The 20,906-nt window shown below is 62.7% G+C and carries 15 protein-coding genes and 1 tRNA gene; all 16 read right to left on the bottom strand.

All coding sequences use genetic code 11. From position 1 onward, the window contains the following. Positions 1 to 122: 122 nt before the first annotated feature. Complete coding sequence (locus HZB60_05535) at positions 123 to 1,574, bottom strand: T9SS type A sorting domain-containing protein (protein MBI5059230.1); 1,452 nt, start codon at positions 1,572 to 1,574, stop codon at positions 123 to 125. A 277-nt stretch (positions 1,575 to 1,851) separates the two neighbouring features. Further along, positions 1,852 to 2,712, bottom strand: coding sequence for a hypothetical protein (locus tag HZB60_05530; GenBank protein ID MBI5059229.1), 861 nt, complete (start codon positions 2,710 to 2,712; stop codon positions 1,852 to 1,854). Positions 2,713 to 3,260: 548 nt separating this feature from the next. Beyond that, a complete protein-coding gene (locus tag HZB60_05525; protein ID MBI5059228.1) occupies positions 3,261 to 5,006 on the bottom strand; it encodes a phosphoenolpyruvate carboxykinase (GTP) in 1,746 nt (581 codons plus the stop codon). Positions 5,007 to 5,102: 96 nt separating this feature from the next. Then, positions 5,103 to 5,197 (bottom strand) — tRNA-Sec (locus tag HZB60_05520). 273 nt (positions 5,198 to 5,470) lie between these two features. Further along, positions 5,471 to 6,847 (bottom strand): hypothetical protein, encoded by a 1,377-nt coding sequence (locus HZB60_05515; GenBank protein MBI5059227.1) that lies wholly within the window; start codon positions 6,845 to 6,847, stop codon positions 5,471 to 5,473. Then, complete coding sequence (locus HZB60_05510) at positions 6,844 to 8,709, bottom strand: DUF2723 domain-containing protein (protein MBI5059226.1); 1,866 nt, start codon at positions 8,707 to 8,709, stop codon at positions 6,844 to 6,846. Before HZB60_05510 ends, HZB60_05515 begins: the two co-directional genes overlap by 4 nt. Next, a complete protein-coding gene (locus tag HZB60_05505; GenBank protein MBI5059225.1) occupies positions 8,696 to 10,861 on the bottom strand; it encodes a hypothetical protein in 2,166 nt (721 codons plus the stop codon). The genes HZB60_05510 and HZB60_05505 overlap by 14 nt, the downstream gene beginning before the upstream one ends. A gap of 31 nt (positions 10,862 to 10,892) precedes the next feature. Further along, a complete protein-coding gene (locus HZB60_05500) occupies positions 10,893 to 11,792 on the bottom strand; it encodes a bifunctional 5,10-methylenetetrahydrofolate dehydrogenase/5,10-methenyltetrahydrofolate cyclohydrolase (GenBank protein MBI5059224.1) in 900 nt (299 codons plus the stop codon). A gap of 9 nt (positions 11,793 to 11,801) precedes the next feature. After that, entirely contained in the window at positions 11,802 to 12,755 is a 954-nt protein-coding gene (locus HZB60_05495) for a glycosyltransferase (protein ID MBI5059223.1), read from the bottom strand. After that, positions 12,731 to 13,819: a hypothetical protein gene (locus HZB60_05490; protein MBI5059222.1), complete on the bottom strand. Its 1,089-nt coding sequence runs from the start codon at positions 13,817 to 13,819 to the stop codon at positions 12,731 to 12,733. Before HZB60_05490 ends, HZB60_05495 begins: the two co-directional genes overlap by 25 nt. After that, a complete protein-coding gene (locus HZB60_05485; GenBank protein MBI5059221.1) occupies positions 13,816 to 15,282 on the bottom strand; it encodes a polysaccharide biosynthesis C-terminal domain-containing protein in 1,467 nt (488 codons plus the stop codon). Before HZB60_05485 ends, HZB60_05490 begins: the two co-directional genes overlap by 4 nt. Further along, complete coding sequence (locus tag HZB60_05480) at positions 15,283 to 16,437, bottom strand: hypothetical protein (GenBank protein MBI5059220.1); 1,155 nt, start codon at positions 16,435 to 16,437, stop codon at positions 15,283 to 15,285. A 14-nt stretch (positions 16,438 to 16,451) separates the two neighbouring features. Continuing rightward, a complete protein-coding gene (locus tag HZB60_05475; protein MBI5059219.1) occupies positions 16,452 to 17,984 on the bottom strand; it encodes a 2,3-bisphosphoglycerate-independent phosphoglycerate mutase in 1,533 nt (510 codons plus the stop codon). Then, positions 17,981 to 19,879 carry a selenocysteine-specific translation elongation factor gene (selB, locus tag HZB60_05470; protein MBI5059218.1) on the bottom strand — a complete coding sequence of 633 codons (1,899 nt, stop codon included), beginning with the start codon at positions 19,877 to 19,879 and terminating at the stop codon, positions 17,981 to 17,983. The genes HZB60_05475 and selB overlap by 4 nt, the downstream gene beginning before the upstream one ends. Positions 19,880 to 19,883: 4 nt before the next feature. Further along, positions 19,884 to 20,105: a hypothetical protein gene (locus HZB60_05465; protein MBI5059217.1), complete on the bottom strand. Its 222-nt coding sequence runs from the start codon at positions 20,103 to 20,105 to the stop codon at positions 19,884 to 19,886. Positions 20,106 to 20,117: 12 nt separating this feature from the next. Further along, positions 20,118 to 20,846, bottom strand: a complete 729-nt coding sequence (locus tag HZB60_05460; GenBank protein MBI5059216.1) for an rRNA pseudouridine synthase — start codon at positions 20,844 to 20,846, stop codon at positions 20,118 to 20,120. Positions 20,847 to 20,906 lie beyond the last annotated feature (60 nt).

Raw genomic sequence — 20,906 nt, 5'->3', positions numbered from 1 at the left:
TTCGACCCCGTTTCTTGTCCGCTCCCGAAAGTCACATAAGGGATATTATGTTGAGTAAACAGGCAACAGATTTGGCCGATCGTGCCCGGTCGCGCGATCGGCCCCCAGTTCTGCGAGGAGAGCTACTTGAGCAGCACGGCCCGTTGTGCCGCGTTGTAGTTCGCTGATTCGAATCTCACGAAGTAGCAACCACTTGACATGTTGTTCGCATTGAAACGCAGCGCGTGCCTGCCGGCCGACAACGGCCCTTCATATAACGTGTTCGCCATCCTGCCCAGCGCGTCATACACGACCACGCTTCCGCTCACGTCGCGCGGCAAGTCGAGCGTTATGCTTGCCGCGTTGTTGAAGGGGTTGGGAAAAATGGGGTGGAGAGCGAAGTCGGCGAGGAGAGGGCGATAGTCCTCCGCTTCGAGTGAAGGGTCCACGCCCGTTCGGATCAACCAGATATCCCACTGGGTCGCGCTGAACGACGTGGTCTGGCCGCCCAATACGAACCCGCCATCCGAGGTCACGGCGACCGAATTGCAGTCGTCTGTGCCGGTGCCGCCGAAGGTTCTGCTCCAAAGCAAAGCGCCCGACGACGAGAGCCGAATCAACCAAATGTCCTGACTACCGGTACCGAACGAATAGGTTGATCCGGTCAGAATGTACCCGCCGTCTGAGGTCTGCTGAATCGAGCGACAGAATTCGTCGTTCACTCCGCCGTAGGAGTGCGTCCATTGCTGTGTGCCGTAGGCGTCGGTCTTGACCAGATAGAAGTCCCGTTCTCCGGATCCGCCATTTTGCGTATGCCCGGCCAGCGCGAAGCCGCCGTCCGACGTCTGGATCATGTCGTAGGTAACGTCATCGGTGGCCCAGCCGAAGGTGCGACTCCACAGGATCTGGCCGCTGGAGCTGGTCCGGACCAGCCAGGCATCCGCGCCACCCGATCCGAATGACGTGGTGTAGCCCGCGAGGGCGTAGCCGCCGTCGGTTACTTGCCGCACGGCGTAGCAAATGTCCTGCTGACTTCCGCCATAGGTCTGGGTCCACGACGCCGCACCATCCCCATCGGTCTTGATCAGCCAGAAATCAGACGAACCCGCACCAAATGAACTGGTCTCCCCGCCAATGACGAAACCACCGTCCGCCGTGGCCGCGAGCGCGTTGCCTGATTCGTACTCGGTTCCGCCCCAGAAGCTGATGTCCTGAATCTCACCCTGTGAAGACAGAGTGGCAAAATAGACGTCGGCCAAGCCGGCGCCGTAGGATGCCGTATAACCGACCATGGCATATCCTCCCCCACTGTGCGCTACCACGTCGAAGGCGAGTTCCGCCGCGCCGCCGCCGATGGTACGGCTCCATTCTATGTCACCCAGCGGATTGGTCTTGACCACCCAGGCATCCACATCCGTGGGACTGTAGTCCGTACGGCCCGAAAATACGAATCCCCCGTCGCTCGCTTGCAATACGGCCGTGCATTGGTCCGTGCCCGTCCCGCCCAGCATCCGACTCCACAGGCTGTCCACAGGCTGCGCCCAACAGAAATGGCTCAACGCGATGTGGAAAGCGACTGTCAATAGTACTTTCATTGTATCTCCTAAGATGAGTTGGATCGGACAGCTTGGCAATAATATAGTTCAGGACCATGTAATCAGTCAATATCTGGTAACACGTTACTGACAATTCCGCTTTTTGAGCACTCTGAATGAAAAAGGCCTAACCCACGAAGCAGATTGAGGATGCGTCCTTGCCTAACCTGACTATCCGCCAGATGCGGGCAGACCGGCGCTTGACCGCTGCACCTGCCTCCTCGCCCTCATCCGGCGGGTGATGGTTGCCATGGAGGAATCCGCGAAATGACAGGAGTTACCGAACGCGTAGCTCGACTTCTTGCAAGATGACTTCGAGACGGTAGGCTTTGCCGGGGGCGAGCGTGAGCGTCTCGCGGTAGGGGAGGAAGCCACGGTGCACGACGCTGAGGGCGACGTCACCGGCGCGGAGCACGGCCACCCGACAGGATTTGGTGCGTTGCTGCGCCGGGGGGATGCGCGAAAGGTCGATGCGGTCACAGCGCGCGAAGCGAATGTCGCCCGCCGTAATCACTGGCGCGGGAGCGTTCGTCCACACGACGAGTCGCGCGGAGGCCGCAGGGGTACGACCGCCGACATCGTAATCGGCAAGATCGCCCTCGGGAAAGAGCATCCCCTTGGATGAGGGTTTCACCCGGCCACTGGCGGTAACGATGGGAACGATGCCCGCGGCCACGCGCGTGGCCGCGGAGGGCAGATCCTCCCACAATGTCGCCGTGGCGGAAACCGTATGGCCGGGAGGGACCTCCTTCGTGGCCACAACCGCGATGCGCGCATCGACACGCAGCTCGCGGGAAAATTCGCCGTAGGTGCCGATGATCGCGTAGTCCGCGTTCAACGCCGCGCCGAGTTCCGCCGCAAGGATGGGATCGTTCCAGCGTTCCGGGTTCAGGTCTTTCTTCTTGAGCAGACGGGCGAGGTCCGCGAGCTCGACCACACGGATTTCCTCGTGCCGGGCGAGTTCCGTCACCAACATGGTTTGCAGCGCGGGGCGGTAGTCAAGCACGGACTCCTTCCCGCCCTTCCACTGATAGAGCGAATCGGTGACGGGATCGAAGGGCAGGACGACGACTCGCGGCTCGGCCAGAGCGGTAGACGCGGTGAGGGCGAGCAGGAAAACGGCGAGGTGGCGATTCATGTGAGCACTCCGGAAAATGCCGAATACGGAAATGCAGAAACGCGAAATGTCGGGTTCAGGTTGAGCGAGATTCCGGCGGGGTCTGGAGACCCGGCTCGGGGTGACTCTCCGATTCCGGCCGCGCGAGGACGCACGGCTCGGCGGGGGAAAGAGCGGGGCACGTCAAGTCTCAAGAGACGTGCCGCCGCAGGGAGTGTTGACTCTCCGATTCCGGCCGCGCGAGGACGCACGGCTCGGGGGGAGGAAGAGCAGGGCACGTCAAGTCTCAAGAGACGTGCCGCCGCAGGGAGTGCTGACTCTCCGATTCCGGCCGCGCGAGGACGCACGGCTCGGCGGGGGGAAGAGCGGGGCACGTCAAGTCTCAAGAGACGTGCCGCCGCAGGGAATGCTGACGCTCCGATTCCGGCCGCGCGGGGACGCAGGGCACGGCGGGGGGAAGAGCGGGGCACGTCAAGTCTCAAGCGACGTGCCGCCGCAGGGAGTGCTGACGCTCCGATTCCGGCCGTGCGAGGACGCACGGCCGGAAGGGGGGCACGAGGGGAACGAGATTAGCCGAGGCGCTTGCCGATGGCGTCCAACTCGGTTGTGAGCTCTGATGGGAAGCGATTGCCAAAGGTTGAGAAGTATTTCCGATTCTCGACCAGCTCATTCTTCCAGCGCGCGTTGTCAACAGAAAGAATGTCGTTCAGTGTGGCATCACTCACGTTGATGCCCGTCGTGTCAATGGCCTTCGGTTTGGGCAGGAAACCGATGGGGGTCTCCACCGCCTCTCCCCTACCCTGACAGCGCTCAAGCACCCACTTCAATACGCGAACATTGTCGCCATAACCGGGCCAGAGGAACTTGCCGTCGTCGCCGGCGCGGAACCAATTGACCGTGAAGAGCTTCGGTTGATGCTTGACCTTCGTTCCGATATTGACCCAGTGAGCGAAATAGTCGCCCATGTGGTAGCCACAGAAGGGCAGCATGGCCATCGGGTCATGCCGCAGGACGCCCGCCTGCTCGGTGGCCGCGGCGGTGGTTTCACTGGCGACTGACGCGCCCATCAGTACGCCATGATTCCAATTGTAGGCCTCCATGACCAGCGGGGTCATGTGCGGACGACGGCCGCCGAATAAAATCGCCGAGAGGGGAACCCCCTGCGGGTCTTCCCAGTGCTTGGAGATGGAAGGACATTGCGCGGCGGGCGTCGTGAATCGCGCATTCGGATGCGCAGCTTTCTCCGCACTCGACGACGTCCACGGGCGACCCTGCCAGTCCACGGCCGTGGCGGGTGCGGGGCCCATGCCCTCCCACCAGACATCATCGTCCCCCACGAGCGCGACATTGGTGAAGATCGAGTTGCGCTGAGCCGTGAGCATCGCATTTGCGTTCGTCTTCATGCTCGTTCCGGGCGCGACGCCGAAGAAGCCGGCTTCCGGATTCATCGCCCACAGGCGGCCATCGTCACCGACGCGAATCCAGGCGATGTCGTCGCCGACGGTCCAGGCCTTCCAGCCGGGCATGGAATCGGGCGGGATCACCATCGCCAGATTGGTCTTGCCGCACTGCGAAGGAAACGCCGCGGCAATGTAGAACACCTCACCCTGCGGATTCTCCAGACCGAGAATCAGCATGTGCTCGGCCATCCAGCCTTCGCGACGGGCCTGGGAGGTGGCGATGCGCAGCGCGTGGCACTTCTTGCCCAACAACGCATTTCCGCCGTAGCCGGAGCCGACGGACCAAATCTCGTTGCGCTCGGGGAAGTGGCAGATCGCGCGGTGCTCGGGTTTGAGATCACCGATGGAATGCATGCCCTTGACGAAATCGCTGCTGTTGCCGAGACGGTCCAACGCGACCTGGCCCATGCGGGTCATGATGCGCATGTTGAGCGTGACATAGGGCGAATCGGTGATTTCGAAACCGACGCGACTATTCACACCGTTGACGGGGCCCATAATGTACGGAATGACGTACATGGTGCGACCCTGCATCGCACCCTTGAAGAGCGGGAGTACCTGCTGTTCGGCGGCGGCGGGAGACAACCAGTTGTTGGTCGGTCCGGCGTCCGCTTCGTTCGCGCAATTGATGTACGTGACTTTTTCCGTGCGCGCGACATCGGTCGGATCGGAACGGTACAAGTAGCATCCCGGCCACTTGTCCCGGTTGAGGGTGGTAAATTCCTTGCGATCGAGCATGCCCTTGACGAGCATCTCATGTTCGGCAGCAGAGCCGTCGCACCAGTGGATGCGATCCGGCGTCGTAAGTTTGGCGACGTCGTCAACCCATTTCGTGACTTCGCTGTTCGCAGTCATGGTCAGGTTCCTTAACCCTTAGAATGTAGAGGGGATCATCATCCCCGAATCCGGCCGGGCTCTATCCACGACCGGCATGAGCGTCAAGGTCAGTTGCGGGAACGTCTGGGAATCGAACCCAGCCCTCCGCCGCGAGGCGGACGCAAACGGTTTTGAAGACCGCGGGGGCCACCAGTGCCCCATCCGTCCCCACGTGGGCAGATGCCACGTGAAAGTGAAAAGCGGAAATGCGGAAACTCAGGGCGCCGCGGCTGGCCTTCGTGGGCTGCGCTGCGCGGCTGTGCGAGATTCCGGCGGGGTGAGGGCACCCCGCTCGGCGAAGAAGATCCCGATTCCGGCCGCGCGGGGACGCACGGCTCGGCGGGGGGAAGAGCGGGGCACGTCAAGTCTCAAGAGACGTGCCGCCGCACGGAGTGCTGAGGCTCCGATTCCGGCGGGGCGAGGGCACCCCGCTCGGCGGGGGGTTATGGCAAGCGAGCGACGAAGGAGTGCGGGATGCCGGAGAAGCCGCCGTTGCTCATGAAGACAATCACCGCAGGACGGCCGTTCAAGCGGGAAAGCAAATCGTCCGCAAGTTCGCGGTTACGGGCGTGGGAGACGGCCACGCCGACTCGGTCGAGTTCGAGCGAGATGGCGTCATAGTCGAGGCGCTCGGCGACCGGGATTCGCTCCAGGCGGTGGATGTCTCCGATGACGATTTCGTCGGCGACGGCCAGCGCCCGCGGAAGCTCATGCTGAAAGATATTGCGGACCATCGTATTGGAACGCGGCTCGATCGCGGCGATCAAGCGGTGACCGGGATAGCGCTCGCGCAGGGCGCTGAGCGTGGCGTGGATGGCCGTCGGATGATGCGCGAAATCATCGTACACGATCAAGTCGGCGGTCTGATAGAGGCGCTCGAGGCGGCGACGAATACCGTGGAAAGACGCAATCGCGCCGAGATAAGCTTCCGGGTTTCCGCGTTCGACGCAGGCGGCGGCGAGCGCCATGAGCATGTTGCGTCGATTGTGCGCACCGACCGGGATGAAGGCGCAGCGATAAATGCGGCGGTCCGGGGCGCGGAATTCGAAGTCGGTTGAATTGTCGAGCAGCCGCCAGTCGCACTCCTCCCCCCTGCCGACAGCCATCGCCCGACAGGGAGCGTGCGCAGCCAGCTCGCGGCTGTGCAGGGCGTCGTGATCGTAGATCAGGGCGCCGTTGGACGGCAGTGTGCGAAGCAAGCGACGAAAGGCGAGCAGCACTTCGTCGAGATTGGCGAAGATGTCCGCATGATCGAATTCGACGGAACCGAGAATCAGCGTGCGGGGGAAGTAGTGCAGGAATTTCGAGCGCTTGTCAAAGAACGCGCTGTCATATTCATCGCCCTCGATGACAAAGGGAGGGCCGGCGCCGAGGTCCGCGCCAAAGGGCAGATCGAGGGGCTGTGCCCCGATCAGGTAACCGGGTTGCCGGCCGGTCGCGGCCAAGAGGTGCGTGAGCGCAGCGGACGTCGTGCTCTTGCCGTGTGTGCCCGCCACGACCATGGTGTGCCGGGATGGGAGAATATGGCGACAGAGAAACTCCGGGAACGAGAACAGCGGCAGGCCGCGGTCGAGCGCGGCTTCCACCTCGACATGACCACGGGATTGAGCGTTGCCGACGATGACGGGTGTCCCGTCAGCAGGCAGATTCGTCGCCGCGTAGGGAGTGTGGACCCGGACTCCGGAATTGCGCAGGATCGTAGCCGCGGGTTCGTAAACACCCTCGTCAGACCCGCTGACATCGTAGCCCGCCTGCTTGAGCAGCACGGCAATATTGGACATGGCGATGCCGCCGATTCCCATCAGGTAAACCGCTTTCATTTCGCGGAATCCACGAGAGGAGGCAGGCCGAGTTGACGGCGGAAGTTGCTCACCGCGGAGAGGCCGGGGGCGAAGTTGCTGACGATGTGCGCGAGTTCCAGAGCGGCGGTCGAATCGCCGATGGAGGCGAGATACGATCCGCGATGGATGGTCGAGTTTACCGCTTCGCGCAGACACACGCGGACGTGGGGATCGCGCATGCTATGGGTGGTGTCAATGTTGGCAAATTCGAGCAGCGATTGAGCGACGCCGGAATCACTTAGCAGATCAAAATAGGCGCCGGGGATGCGAGCCAGACCCACGCCGACGCCCGGATGGTTCACGCTGGCCAGATCCCTGAGGTAAACCGGCCGGCCCTGCGCACGCGCCTGCTGAACGACGCAATTGGTCATCCGCGTGTAGGCGTCTTCGATTTGAGCGCCATCAACCGGCTGGTCCGCTTCGAAGGGTCGAACGGCGGCGAGGAAGCGCTCGTAGTCGGCTTGGCAGGGTTCGCAGAGCGAGGGATGATCGCGACGCTGCGACGGGAAGTACCAGGAGCGCTGCAGCAGGTTCAGGTCAAAGATCGCGACATCGCGACGGTAGCGATTAAGTTGTTGCTCGTAGATCGCCGGGCTTTGAATGTCCCAATTGCCGTGCAAGATCACGGCGTTGGAGTCCACGGTGCGGAGCAGTTCGCGGGCGAACGCGGAAGCGAAGCGAGCGCCGGAGACGTCGGCCCGTTGATGATTGGCGGCGAATCCCAGCACGGCGGGCAGTCCGCAGAACAGCAGGAAGAAGGCGGCGCGCAGCACGGCGACACGCTGCAGAAGCGGAACGATCGCGTAAACGGCAAGCAGGCCAAACAGCGCGAGCAGGAAGATGTCCGGAAACGGCACGATCTCGTAGGTGTTGATGTCCGGAATGTCGTAGTTGAGATTGTACAGCGCGCTGATCAGCCACGCCAGGAACGCCGCCACCGCCAGCCAGCGACGCCAGATCAGCGCACCGATGGCGCCGGCCGCCGACAGCACGATTAACGGCCAACCCCAGAGCGGAGGCAACGCCGCGACATAGCTGAGGAGCTTCAGAACTTGGGACTTGATGTCCCCGGTGAACATCCAGACGCGGTACTGCCAGGCGGACATGTGGCGCAGGAGGTTGGTCCAGGTTTCGGGATCGCCCCAGTCCAGCGACGGTTCGAGTGAGGAGCGAATGGGAAGAAACAGAATCAGCGAGCAGCCGAGCGCGAAGGCGGCGGCAGAGAACGGCAGGAGCCGAATCGACGCTATCCATGAACGACCACGGGACAGGATGAAAAGAACGAGGGGGAATTGCCAGATGATGGTCAAGTGGTTGCCGAAGGCAAGTCCCCAGACGAAGGCGGCGAGCAGCGCAAGCCGAAACGATGAATCCGGTGGCGCGGTGTCCGCCAGAATTGCGAGATAGAGCAAGATCGCCGTGCCGAGCGAGGAGAGCGGATAGACTTCCGCGAAGGCGACCGACTCCCAAGCCACGGACGTGAGCGCCCAACTGAGCGCGAGCAGCCCAGCGCTGAGCGCGGCCAGAGCGGGCGCCGCTTGCGTGTGTTGGCGCAACAGCCGATACGCACCGGCGGCAAGCACCGCGCCGGTCAACGCTCCGGCCAGCACCGAAAAGAGCACCATGGCACGGTCCGGCGACCCCGGTGTGAGTAGCAGCCAGACACGGCCGAGCAGCGCATAGAGCGGATAACCGGTCGGATGCGCGATGCCGAGCGTCGCCGCGACCGTTGTCAATTCGCCGGAATCAACCGTACCGAGGCCGGGAGCCGATGTTCGCGCATAGATCGCAAACACGATCGCAAAGACGAGGGCGGCGATCGTGGTTTCAGTTCGCCGCATGACTTGCCCTAACATTGGCGAGGCAGTCCGGCAGCGAGTCCCAACGCGCGATTCCTGACGGGAGCGCGGACCAGTGTCGCGGCCAGAGTTGCAGCCAGTCCGGTTCAGCGAAGGCGCGATTCAACAAGAAGACCGGTTTGCAAGACTCCGGACGGCGATTCAGACGACCCATCGCCTGAACGATTCGCGACGCGGCCTCGACCCGCCAGCGGGAGGCGACAGCGGCGGGCGGGGAGTCGTAATCGTTCAGTCCGGTGTTGCGCAAGTGACTCTCAAAACGATCCACCGCTGACGGCGGACGGTGACCGGCGGATAGTACGACGGCGGCGCGAAAGAGGGACTCCGGAGGAGAGATCGACTCCGCCAGATTAGATCCGGGCACCGTGAGGACGAAGTCCGGTTGACAGTCAACGGCCAGTTGCCAATCCTGACCGAGGTCGGCGTCCAGCAATGATGTTGCTCCCAGACCACGCAGGCGCGAACACAACAGCTGATTAGACTCCGCGTTTTGACCGAAGACCAAGATCGACGGTCCGGTCACGGCGACGATGGCTTGCAGCGATGACACCGCCTGCTCGTGGTCGTACAACGTCAATGGATACGTGAACTCGAGCAGCGGGATCACGTGCACGGGCGGCGAGTAGCCGGGAGCGGGCTCGATGATGTGAAAGCGTTCAAAGCCGGGCAGGAGGCTCTTGCGCGAAGGCTCCGCCGCTGGCAAGGAGCCGGTCAAGGCGAGGGTGATGCCGTCGCCGTCCAGCATACGGGAGTGGATCGACTCAGAAAGATTGCGGGGAATGCCGATCCAGAAGCCCGCGCCGGATTCCGCACCGCGCGCGATCACGAAGTCGCGTTGCCAGAGCGAAACCGCCTGCGCGAAGCGAAACACCGGTGAGCGATCCCGCCGAGACTGTTCGCGGAGGAGCGAATGGAGATCGCTCCAGAGGCTTGACGTGGAAGCGTCGGCCTCTGACATGGGATCAAGCAATGCGAGGAAGTGCGAACGCGAACCGGGAGTGAGTGACCGAAGCGTTGCCCTGAGATCCGCGTCCGGGACGTGAATGCTCCACAAGTCGCGTGCGCGTTGAGCGACGTTCTGAGCCTCGTCGATCACGTTGATCGCGGCGCGCGAGGCGATTGTCGAATCGATCAATCGATAGTTCAGATCGGCGACGATGAGATCCGCCAGCGGCTCCAAGCCGGAAGATAGCGCATGCGGGCACAGGTTGTGATCGCGCGCCCAGTGATCGGCGGATTCCGGCGCCCTGAAGGCCGGTTCGGCGGCCAAATCCAAGTCACCAAAGAACAGAATCTGCTCCGTAAGCAGTCTGCGCTCGCATTGCTGCGGCTGCGGACAGTCGGGGCAGCGGCGCTCGAGCGAGGTCTTCCACACGGTGCGCGCCGTGAGGCCGAGTTCGCTCAGGCGAGCCAGCTCACGGAGCACTTCCTCCCTGCCGCGGGACTTGGATGTGATCCAGTGAATCGGCAAACCCGTCGTGGACGCGTGCTCAAGGGCGAAGCGAAGAGCGATGCGAGTTTTGCCGCTGCCCGGCGGCAGGGCAAGCAGCAGGGTTGACGAATCGGCCGAGCAGAGCTCCGACCAAGCGCGGAGTTGCAGGGGGCGGTCCGCGCACGCGTCGCGCACAAACAGCTCGCGCGGAATGAGTTGTGAGCGACGACGTTGAAGCGGGTGGTCAAAGAGCGCAAATAACCGTCGCCGCAAGTATGCCGCGTCGGGCGCGTACGGGACGTCTTCCTCAACCTGATTGCCGTCCGGCCCCACGAGCAGCAGGACCAGTCGATATGGCGCCGCGGAAAGCTCGCCACCGGCGAGTGCCAGGTCGGCATAGAAGCGGAGTTGACGGCGAGCAGGCTCCAGTGCGGGAGATCCGAGCCACGCCCGGGGGGACGACGGAACGGGCTTGATCTCATAGAGGATGGCGCCGGTGCGAGCGCGGCGAAGACCGTCGAGGCGACCGCTGACCGCGATGATTTCGTTTGAAAGAGCGAACTCCGCACGGAGCGGCAATTCAGAGCGGAAGGATTTGTGTTTGCGCCGCAGCTTGGCTTGTACCGCATGATGGATGTGCTGCCAGGCGCGGTCGGCGGGAATGGCGAGGTCGGGATTCCCGACCAATTCGCGCACGGACACGGAACGGAGATTCCGCGAGGCCGACATCGAATCAGGCCGGCGACGGCGCGTCAGTGCGGGACGCCAGCGCCAGACGCGCAGCGTGCAACGTGTTGCGCATCAACATGGCGATCGTCATCGGTCCGACACCGCCGGGGACCGGAGTTATCCGGGAGGCAACCGCGGAGACTTCGTCGAAAGCGACATCGCCGCGAAGTTTGCCGCCGGCCTCCGGCGCGGGGTTGGTCCCGACGTCGATGACGACGGCGCCCGGCTTCACCATGTTTCCGCGAATATACTCGCGGCGACCGATGGCGACGACGAGAATATCCGCGAGACGCGTAACGGCGGCAAGGTCTTGAGATGCCGAGTGGCATACGGTTACGGTTGCGTCGCCGAATTCGTGACGCAACGACATCAGTATCGAGAGCGGACGGCCGACGAGATTGCTGCGACCGACGATGACCACATGCCGGCCCTTGATGGGGACGTTCGAGCGGACGAGCAGCTCGCAAATGCCCAGCGGAGTACAGGGGATGAAACGCGGCCGACCCAGACAGAGTAGACCGGCGTTTTCGGGATGCAGGCCGTCAACGTCCTTCAGCGGATCGATGCGGTCGGTCACGCGATGAGCTGAGATCCGCGCCGGCAGCGGAAGCTGAACGAGAATGCCGTGAATGGAAGGATCGAGATTCAGGCGGTCGATATGCGCAAGCAGGACGGACTCGGATGTGTCCGCCGGCAAATGCTCGTTGAGGGAGTGCATACCGAGTTTTACGCAGGTCTTCGCCTTCATCGACACATAGGTCCGGGAGGCCGGATCATCGCCCACCAACACCACCGCAAGCCCGGGGATGATCCCGTGCTCGTCGCGGAGCTCGTCCACGCCCGCCTGAACTTCGGATTGGATTTGGGCAGCGACGGATTTTCCGTCGATCAATTTGGACACAATCGGGTGTAATTAACGAAGGCCTGAAGCTCTGAGGGAATCCATGTAGCCGCGAGCGTACTGCCGCAGGTGAAGATAGTCGAACAGCGCGCGGGGGAGAGTGTGGCGACGCAGCAAATGTGCGAGGGCGCGCAGACTGATGTAGATCGGCGCGGAGATCAGCGCGCGGAACCACAGCCGATGAAGTCCGCTAAAGCGGCTCTGGCCCTGAGGCGACACCAGGATGTGGTCCAGATTCAATTCGCTGAACAGGAATGGATGCTTGCGGAGCAAAAGCGGAATCCCATCCCGGCCATAGCGGTACAAGTTACGGAGGAGATCAGGCAAGGGGCGGAGATGATGATGGATGGCGAGCGCGGCGGGCAATCCATAGATCGGCACGCCCGCGCATTCCAGCCGTACCCCGAGATCAAGGTCCTCCCCGCCCCAGGCGGTGAACTCCTCATCGAATCCGCCGAGATCAAGCAGCGTTTGACGACGAACAGAACAATTGCGCGTAAGAAAGTAGCGGCCCGGCAGTCGTGTTCCGCGCGGGAGTTTCGCGGCGCCGGAGTCATTCAAGTACGCGTTCAGTGCGCGAAAGTCAGGGTGATCGACGAATACCGACTTGCCCACAATGGCGCAGTGCTCAGCGGCATGCGCGGCGAGGTGACACTCGAGAAAGTCGCGGGAGACCATGTGATCGCCGTCGAGCATGACCACAATCTCGCCTTGGGCGGCGGCGATGCCGGCATTCCGGGATCGCGAACGGCCGCGATCGGTGGAGCCAATCAACGGGCGAACGGGTGAGGGCCGCGTTGCGAGCCACTCGCGACTGCCGTCGGTTGAGCCGTCGTCAACGACCAGAATCTCATACCGATTGCCCGACAGGGTTTGATCGCACAGTCGCGGTAACAGGCGTTCCAGCTCAGACCGCTGATTGTACGACGTGACGACTACGCTTAGCGCGAGGCGTTCCGCAGCCATCCCAGTCGCTCATAGTAGGAATACAGATTGTCGGTGACCGAATGCAGATCGTGACGCCCGACCACCCAAGCGCGACCGCGCGTGGAAAGCTCGCGACAGCGCTGTTCGTCCAGAATCAACTGCTCCAGAACCGTTTCCACCGTGAGTTCATCGGCTTGCACGAAGGGATGATCGTCCAAGCGATTCTGCATGGCGGCCGGTATGTTTGTGATCACGGGAACGCCCGCCGCGAGAGCCTCCACTGAACTCATACCGTAGCCCCAGCCTCCGGCGTTGGTGAGCTGATCCACAAAGATATCGATTTCGGTGAGCTGCGCGAGCACTTGCTCATGGGTCAGGTCAGTAAACCAGCGCGGTTCGAGCGGGTGGCGCTTGCTGAGGGAATCCAGCGCGGTCCGGAGGCGCGCCGTGCCCTTGTACGGATTACGCGCGGCGTGGCCGATGCGGAGGGGCCGATGAAAGCGATAGTCGCGAGGCGCGAAGCGCGAGGTTTCGAAGGGAAGATAGAGGTACTGGAGTCGCTGATCGATTTCGAGCAGATCCCATTCACTCGTCAGGCGAAGCTCAATGCACTCGTCGGCCGAACGAATGATGCCGCGATTGCGGAGATCCGTGCCGTGATAGAAAGCGGCAATGTGCGCGCCCCGGCTGCGACAATCACGGACGAACCGGGCGTCGCGAGTGAAATCAAGTCCGCCGTCAAGCGTAATCACGTCGAAGCTGTCGAGCGCATGCTCGCCGATGGCGCGACGGATGCGCGGCCAGTTCAGCGCGTCGCGCAGGGAAAAGAGCGTCCGACCCAAGACGTTGGGATCCCAGTAGGGCAAGTGATCGAGGGTGTACACCGTCGCGACATCGTGCGGCGTGGAGACGGCGCCGCGAAGTTGGCGTACCCAGCCGCGATCAGGCATGAACGGGAGATTGAGGCAGATATCATCGGGGAAGTTCCAGCGACTGTGCCAGAAGGTCACGAAGCGGCAGTCGTGGCCGCGGCGACGATGCTCGGCCTGAAAGAGCGAGAGAGTGCCCGATACATGCTCGGCCGCGATGTAGAGGAACTTCATTTCCGTCCGACGAGGCGGCGCGCTGCGCTCAGTTCGCGCTCGTCAAAGAAGCGCAGCGCCAGGAGCAGGGGGATGTAGCAGAGCAGCAAGATCACACGCGGCCCGACGGTGCCGAGGCCGGGCGCGAAGGCGAGTCCGGCGAGAATTCCGGTGACCAGCGCAAGCTTAAGGAGTCGCGGCCACTCGTAGGGTACCGCATACGCGCGTCGGACCACCAGCCAGAGCAGAACGGCCTGCAGCACGAATGACGCGACCGTCACCCAGGCGGCACCCAGCATCCCATAGACCGGGATCAAGAGCAGATTTCCGCCGATATTGAGCGCGGCGGCGGCTCCGGTGACCAACGGAAGCCGGCGGGTGAGCTTGTTGATATACACACCGGGCATCAGATTCGCGTACACGCCGTCGAAGATATGCGCGAGGAGAATTATCGGAAATACCGATAAGCCGGCCCAGAACTCCGGGGCGATCAGATAACCGAGGCCGGGCCATTGCGTATAGAGTACCGGACCCGTGAAGTAGGTGAGGAAGAGAAACAGCGCGCAGGTGACCAGCAGGTAATAGGTCATCACGCGGGCAAACAGCCGCGGTGCGTCCTCGTCCTTGGCGTGCGACAGAAAGAACGGTTGCCAAGCGAAGCGAAATGCGGCCGTCACGACGGCCATGAACATGCCAAGTTTGTATCCCGCGCTGTACAAACCGGCTTCGCCCAAGCCGTTGTTTACTTCGAGAATCTTGCGGCCCGCGGCCTCGGTGACCATCACAAAGAGGAAGGTAGGGATATTGGGCAAACCGAAGGCGATCATTTCCCGGAACCGCCGCCAGTCCACACGCACGATCCAAATCCGCGAAATGTCCGGCCACATGATTACGGTGGTGACGGCGCTGGCGATCAGATTCGCCCAGAGGATGCCGGCCACGGACATGTCGCGGGCACCGACGAGGTAGATATTCAGGCCAAGATTGACGGCCACGTTAAACGTTTTGACGCCGATGAAACGAACGGGCTTGCGCTCGCCGCGCAGAATCAAATAAGGGAACGTCGAGATGGTGTCAAAGAACAAGATGCCGGCGCAGAGCCGGATCATGGTCGGCAACGTCTCCGGGTGCACCGGTTCAAAGACAACCAGCGGACCGATTACTCCGGCACCGACAAAGATCAGCAGGGTGAATCCGGCGGAAGTCCAGAGCGACGTGACGACGGTGGTGCCCGTGATTTCGCCGCGTTCGCGCCGGTCAGTCGTCAGATTGTAGTAGCGCAGGAAGGCGATGTCCATGCCGTAGAGGTAGAACGTCTGGACCACGCCGACAAAGATGAAATAGAGCGTGACTTCGCCATACTCCGCCGGACTCAGGTGATGGCTGTAGTACGGCAGCAACAAGAAGGTCAGCATGCGGGTGGCGATGTGCCCGACGCCGTAAATCAGGGAGTCTTTGGTGAGGCCCTTGAGCTTCTCTAACACTCAACCGCCTATGAGTGATCGGGCTAACGGCGCGTAAGGAAGCAGCAGCGCCGCGAGCAGAATCCAAGCGGATATGGATTGTTTTGAATCCGCCGCGAGTCCGGCACAAAACACGGGCCAGGCAATGAACAGATAACGGGCTTCGGCCTGGCGATATTGAAAGTTCAAGAAGAGAAATGCTAAGAACGAGAGCAGGAGCGATAAAGTTAACACGCCGGGTAACCGCGCGAGCAGGTCACGGAGTCGCCACAGCATCAACAGTAGGAGCGGGCCGATGAAGCAGAGATCGGACCAACCGTGCCAGAACTCCCACCAGGGATTCACGAAGGAGCGAAGGGCAAAGATCACGGAGTCCGGGCCCGGCATCGACCACGCAGAAATGCCGAAGCCGGAAGTCAAGGGGATGAGCTCGCCAAAGTCGCGGAGGTTGCGAGCCCAAAGCTGATAAGTGAGCAGGAGTGCGAATGCCACGGCCAAGCCGACGAGTCCTAACTCGCGCGCCGATCGCCGACGCAGCGGACCGACCAACAGGAGTGGCAGGAGCACGATGATGGACAGTTTCGACCAGAAGCCGAGCGCCAGAATCAGGGCGAGCCTCGCGATTTCGTTTGCCAACATCGGCCGATGTGCGCGACGGATCGCGTGCAAGATCAGCCAGCCGCAGGTCAGCCAGGCCAGAGACTCATTTCCCGCCGTCGTGGAGAAGCGGACGAGGGGACCGCTCAGCGCCAGAAAGATTGCACCCCAAGCGGCGGCGCGATGGGAGAGCGCCAGTTCGCGCGCGATGGCAAACCAAATGAAAAATAGTGCAAGCCCAAAGAGCAGCGACAGCCAGCGGCCGAGAATCGTCAGGGGTGCGGGAGCCGAGATACCGCAGAGCGCGCCGACGGCGGCGGTCAGCGCGTAATAGAGCGGCGGCTGATAGTTCTCAAACTGTCCGTGGGCAAGCGCGCCGGGTGCGTCAATCGCCTCGACTTGCCCGGGAAGTGTGCCGGTCGCCTGGAGATGGCGAACGTAGTTGACGTGAGCGATCTCGTCGTTATAGGATGAGAGCGCGTGCGGTCGGGATTCCGTACCGACCGGAGTCGCATAGACAAAGAAGATGCGCAGTGCGCCGCCGAGAACCAGCGCGAGCAGCGCCGGCAGCGGAAGCACACGGTTAGCGACCATCATTCAACGAGCAGGCACTGGCCCGTCATCTCCGGCGGTTGCGGAAGGTCCAGCAGGCGCAGAATCGTGGGCGCCAGATCGGCGAGACGGCCGCCATCGCGGAGGCGTTTCGAGGAATCCGCGGAGATCAGAGCCAGCGGCACGAGGTTCGTCGTGTGCGCGGTATGCGGGCCGTTGGTCGAAGGATCCCACATCTCTTCGGCATTGCCATGATCGGCGGTAAGCAGAATATCGTAGCCGTGTTGAGCCGCCGCCGCACGCATGCGACCCACGGCGGCATCCACGGTCTCGACCGCCGCGACCGCCGCGGCGAGGACGCCGGTGTGGCCGACCATGTCACAGTTGGCAAAGTTCACGACAATTAACTCGTGCTGTCCGGCGGCGATGACATCGAGCAGCTTGTCCGTGACCTCGCGCGCGCTCATCGACGGTTGCAAGTCGTAGGTTGCGACCCGCGGCGACTGCACGAGGAAGCGATCTTCACCCGGGAACGGCGTCTCCTCTCCCCCATTGAAAAAGAAGGTAACATGAGGATACTTCTCGGTTTCGGCAATGCGAAACTGGCGAAGCCCGGCCGCGGAAACTTCGGCGCCGAGAATGCGCGCCAGCGACTGCGTCGCGGAGACGATGGGAAACGCATATTGCTCGCGGTAGCGAGTCATCGTCACGTAGTACTTGACCTTGCGCGGAGCCGGAAAGCCCGTGAAGGCCGGATCGGTCAGCGCGTCCGTGAGTTGGCGCGCCCGGTCGGCGCGGAAATTGAGAAAGAAGACACCGTCGTTCGCCGCCAGCAGCGGCCGGCCGTGGAAATCTCCGATCACGGAGGGGAGGACGAACTCGTCGGTCACGTCTTTGTCGTACGAATGCTGAACCACCGCCTCCGCCGAAGGTTCCGGATTTCCTTCGCCGAAGCAAAGCGCTCGATAAGCCTTGTCAACACGGTCCCAGCGCTTGTCGCGATCCATCCCATAATAGCGACCGCCGACGGTAGCGATGCGACCGATGCCGAATTCGCGGGTCCAACGCTCCAGCTGCCGGACGAAGCCGAGGCCGCTGTGTGGCGGGGTGTCGCGGCCGTCGGTGAAGACGTGCAGAATCACGTTCGGGAATTTTTGGCGGCGACAGAATTCGAGGGTCGCACGCCAGTGCTGGTCCGAGGCGTGAACGCCGCCGTCGCTGAGCAGCCCCAGAACGTGCAGCGCGCCACCGGCAGCGCGCAGCGCGGAAAGCAAGTTCAGCAGCGCGGGCGACTCGAAAAAGTCGCCGGTCTCGAGCATGCGATCGATGCGAGTAATATCCTGATAAACGATGCGACCGGCGCCGATATTCAAATGACCGACTTCACTGTTGCCCATCTGACCGGCCGGCAAACCGACATCGAGGCCGGACGTCTTCAGAGTGACCGTGGACGACTGCGCAAAGATCGCGTCAAGCTGGGGCTTGCGCGCGACATGAATCGCGTTCTGCGGACCGGCGGGCGCAAGGCCGAAGCCGTCCAGGATGGCAAGAATGACTTTCTGCTTCGACTTCATACCTTTGACTGGGCGACGGCGGCATTGCGCCCGGCGACACGAACGTTCCCGTTGCGTTGAGTGATGCCACGCTCGTCGAGGTACTCGAGCAGCGGGACGACATACTTGCGAGAAGAACTGAGCAGCTTGCTGACGTCGGCGACGCTGAGTTCGCGCGCGTCGCGCAGGCCGCGTTGAACGGCGTCAACCGCCTCGGCGAAGCGTTCCGCGTCGAAGAACATGTCCACGCCGAGCCGCCGGCACTTGCCGAGGCGTTCCATCAGCACGAGGGCGCGCGCCACGTCGGCTTGCGGCGCGGCGATCTGTTCAGCGAGCAGCTCGGACGACGGCGGAGTGAAGCCAGCGGCGTGCAAGACCGGATTCAGGCGATCCATCAGGCGTTGCTGGTCAGGCGTGAGCGCGATCTTGCGTTCCGGGAAGCGCAACAACCCGCCTTCGCGCGCGAGGCGAGACCGCTCCACGAGTCGAACAATTATCGAGTCGAGGGCGGGATCGGGAAGGTCGCGGAGCGCGCGGTCCCGGAGCGACGCCGGCGCGAAGCCGACCTGTCCGGCCGAAGATGAAAAGAGCGACTTCAGCCGCTCCACAATTGCGCTCTCGATCTCAAGCAGCCGCCCGGTTCTGAAGAGCACGGCATTGAGTTTGACGATCTGATCCGATAACGGCGGCGACTGAATCCGCGTGCCGAGCCAGGCCAGCGGCACCGCGAAGGCAGCGGCAAGGTGATCCAGAGCGAGTCCGAAGTCCGCGCGAGCGGCGACGTAGGCCGCGATGGCCGCGTCAATGGATTCCGCAGCGAGGGCGCGAGCAGCGCTAAGCTCCAGCGCGAGTCGCTTGACGTGAAATGCCGGAGGTTGCGGATCGAGCACGATCCCACCGCCCAGTGTCTCGAGCGGGGAATAGCGCCTGACAATGAAGTGATCGCGCCAAGCGGCGACGATCGGTTCTTCCAGTAAGAGGTTCGCAACCGCAAACCCTGAGTCCGTCGCGAGCAACTGGACGCGGCCGATGACCTCCTGCGTGCCGGTCAACACGCGGATGCGCTGGCGATCGCGCAGCGGCTCGACCGACTCAAGCTGCTCGATTCGCACGAGCACCCGCGTTGACGCGAGCAGGCCGGTCGGCGGTCCGATGGTGACGCCGCGCTCAAGCTGGTCGGTATCGCCGAGCAGATTCAGAGCGGCGCGCTGGCCCGGCCGGACCTGCTCCACTTCGCTGGCGTGGGACTCGATGTGTTTGACGCGGAAGAGAGCATCGCCGGGATAGGCGCGCACGGCTGTTTCACGAGTCAAGGCGCCGGAGATCACGGTCCCGGTGATTACGGTCCCGCGGCCCTTCACCGTGAAGACGCGATCGACCGGCTGACGGTACAGTCCGCGATCCGCGCGAGGTTCGATCGCGGAAAGCGTGCTGACAAGCCAGGCCCGGAATTCCCGTATGCCGTCGCCGCGCAAGCTATCGACGCGGAAGATCTCGCCGTCCTCAAGGAACGTGCGACGCGTGGCCTTTTGCACCTGATCGACTACCAGCTCGAGCCACTCAGGCTCCACCATGGAGAGCTTGGTAACGACCACGCAACCGCGGCGGACTCCGAGCAGGCGAAGGATCTGCAGATGCTCCGTGGTCTGCGGCATGACGCCATCGTCGGCGGCGACCACGAGAATGGCGAAGTCAACCGTCGAGGCGCCGGCGACCATATTGCGAATGAACTTTTCGTGACCGGGAACGTCAATGATCGCGGCGACGTCGTCGAGAAAGGCGAAGCCAAGATCGATAGTAATGCCGCGCTTCTGCTCCTCCGGCAGACGGTCGGGATCCGTGCCCGTCAGCGCGCGAACCAGCGACGATTTTCCGTGGTCAATGTGACCCGCCGTGCCGACGATGATCCGCGACACGGACTCAGCCCCGGAAGATCGCGTTCATATCGAACTGGTGCATGTCCGGCAGGCAGTAACGGCAGCCATTATACTGCGGACGATGCTCAGTGGAGATCATGCGTTTCACGGATTCGATCGTGAAGACTTTGCGCTTCTTGTCGTCGGGAATCTGCTTGACGTGGCACTCGTACTTGGTACACGACAAGTCATGGATAATGTGATTCTGTTCGTCAACAAGATACATGACGGGCCTCGTTCAAGCTGAAGGGTTGCGGTGTGCCGACGTCACGGCGTAGAGCCCGGCGATTTCGGCGGAATTCAGTTCGCGCCAGCGGCCAGCCGCGAGATCGCCGACTTCCAGATCGCCGATCCGGATGCGATGCAAAGCGGAGACGCGTCCGTGCACGGCCTCGATCATGCGGCGAATCAGGCGATTGCGACCTTCGCCGAGCGTAATTTCGATGACACGGGCCGAATGCCGGTGAAGCGCCAGCGGCCGGGCCGGACCATCCTCCAGCGCAACGCCGGCGCGCAGAGCCGAATATTGCTCCGCACTGAGGGGGGCGGCGGTTTCGACGAGATAGACCTTGCGGGAACCGAAGCGGGGATGAGTCAACCGGTGGGCAAGCTCGCCGTCGTCGGTCACAATCAGCAGTCCGGAGCTATCGCGGTCAAGACGCCCGACCGGAAAGTAGCGGCGGTCGCCCGGCAGCAGTTCGAGGATCGACGGTCCGCGCTCGCGGGACGGACGGCAGGTACAAAGAAAGCCGACGGGCTTGTGCAGGAGAAATGCGCGGGGCGCAACCGCGGCAGGCAACGGACGGCCATCGATCTCGATGCGATCCGATTCCGGGTCAACCGACGTGCCGAGCACAGCAACCCGCGAGCCGTTGACGGTAATGCGACCCGCCAGGATCATTTGCTCGGCGGCGCGACGTGAGGCGACTCCGCGCTCACTGAGCAGTTTGTGAAGCCGGACTTTCACGGGACTCTGGCCGGGAAGAAAAGGGGAAACGCGCGTGGCCGGGCCAGACGAATCCTCCCG

This window comes from candidate division KSB1 bacterium (assembly GCA_016214895.1).
Taxonomy (GTDB): Bacteria; Electryoneota; RPQS01; order RPQS01; family RPQS01; genus JACRMR01.
This window is presented reverse-complemented; position numbering and strand designations above follow the sequence as displayed.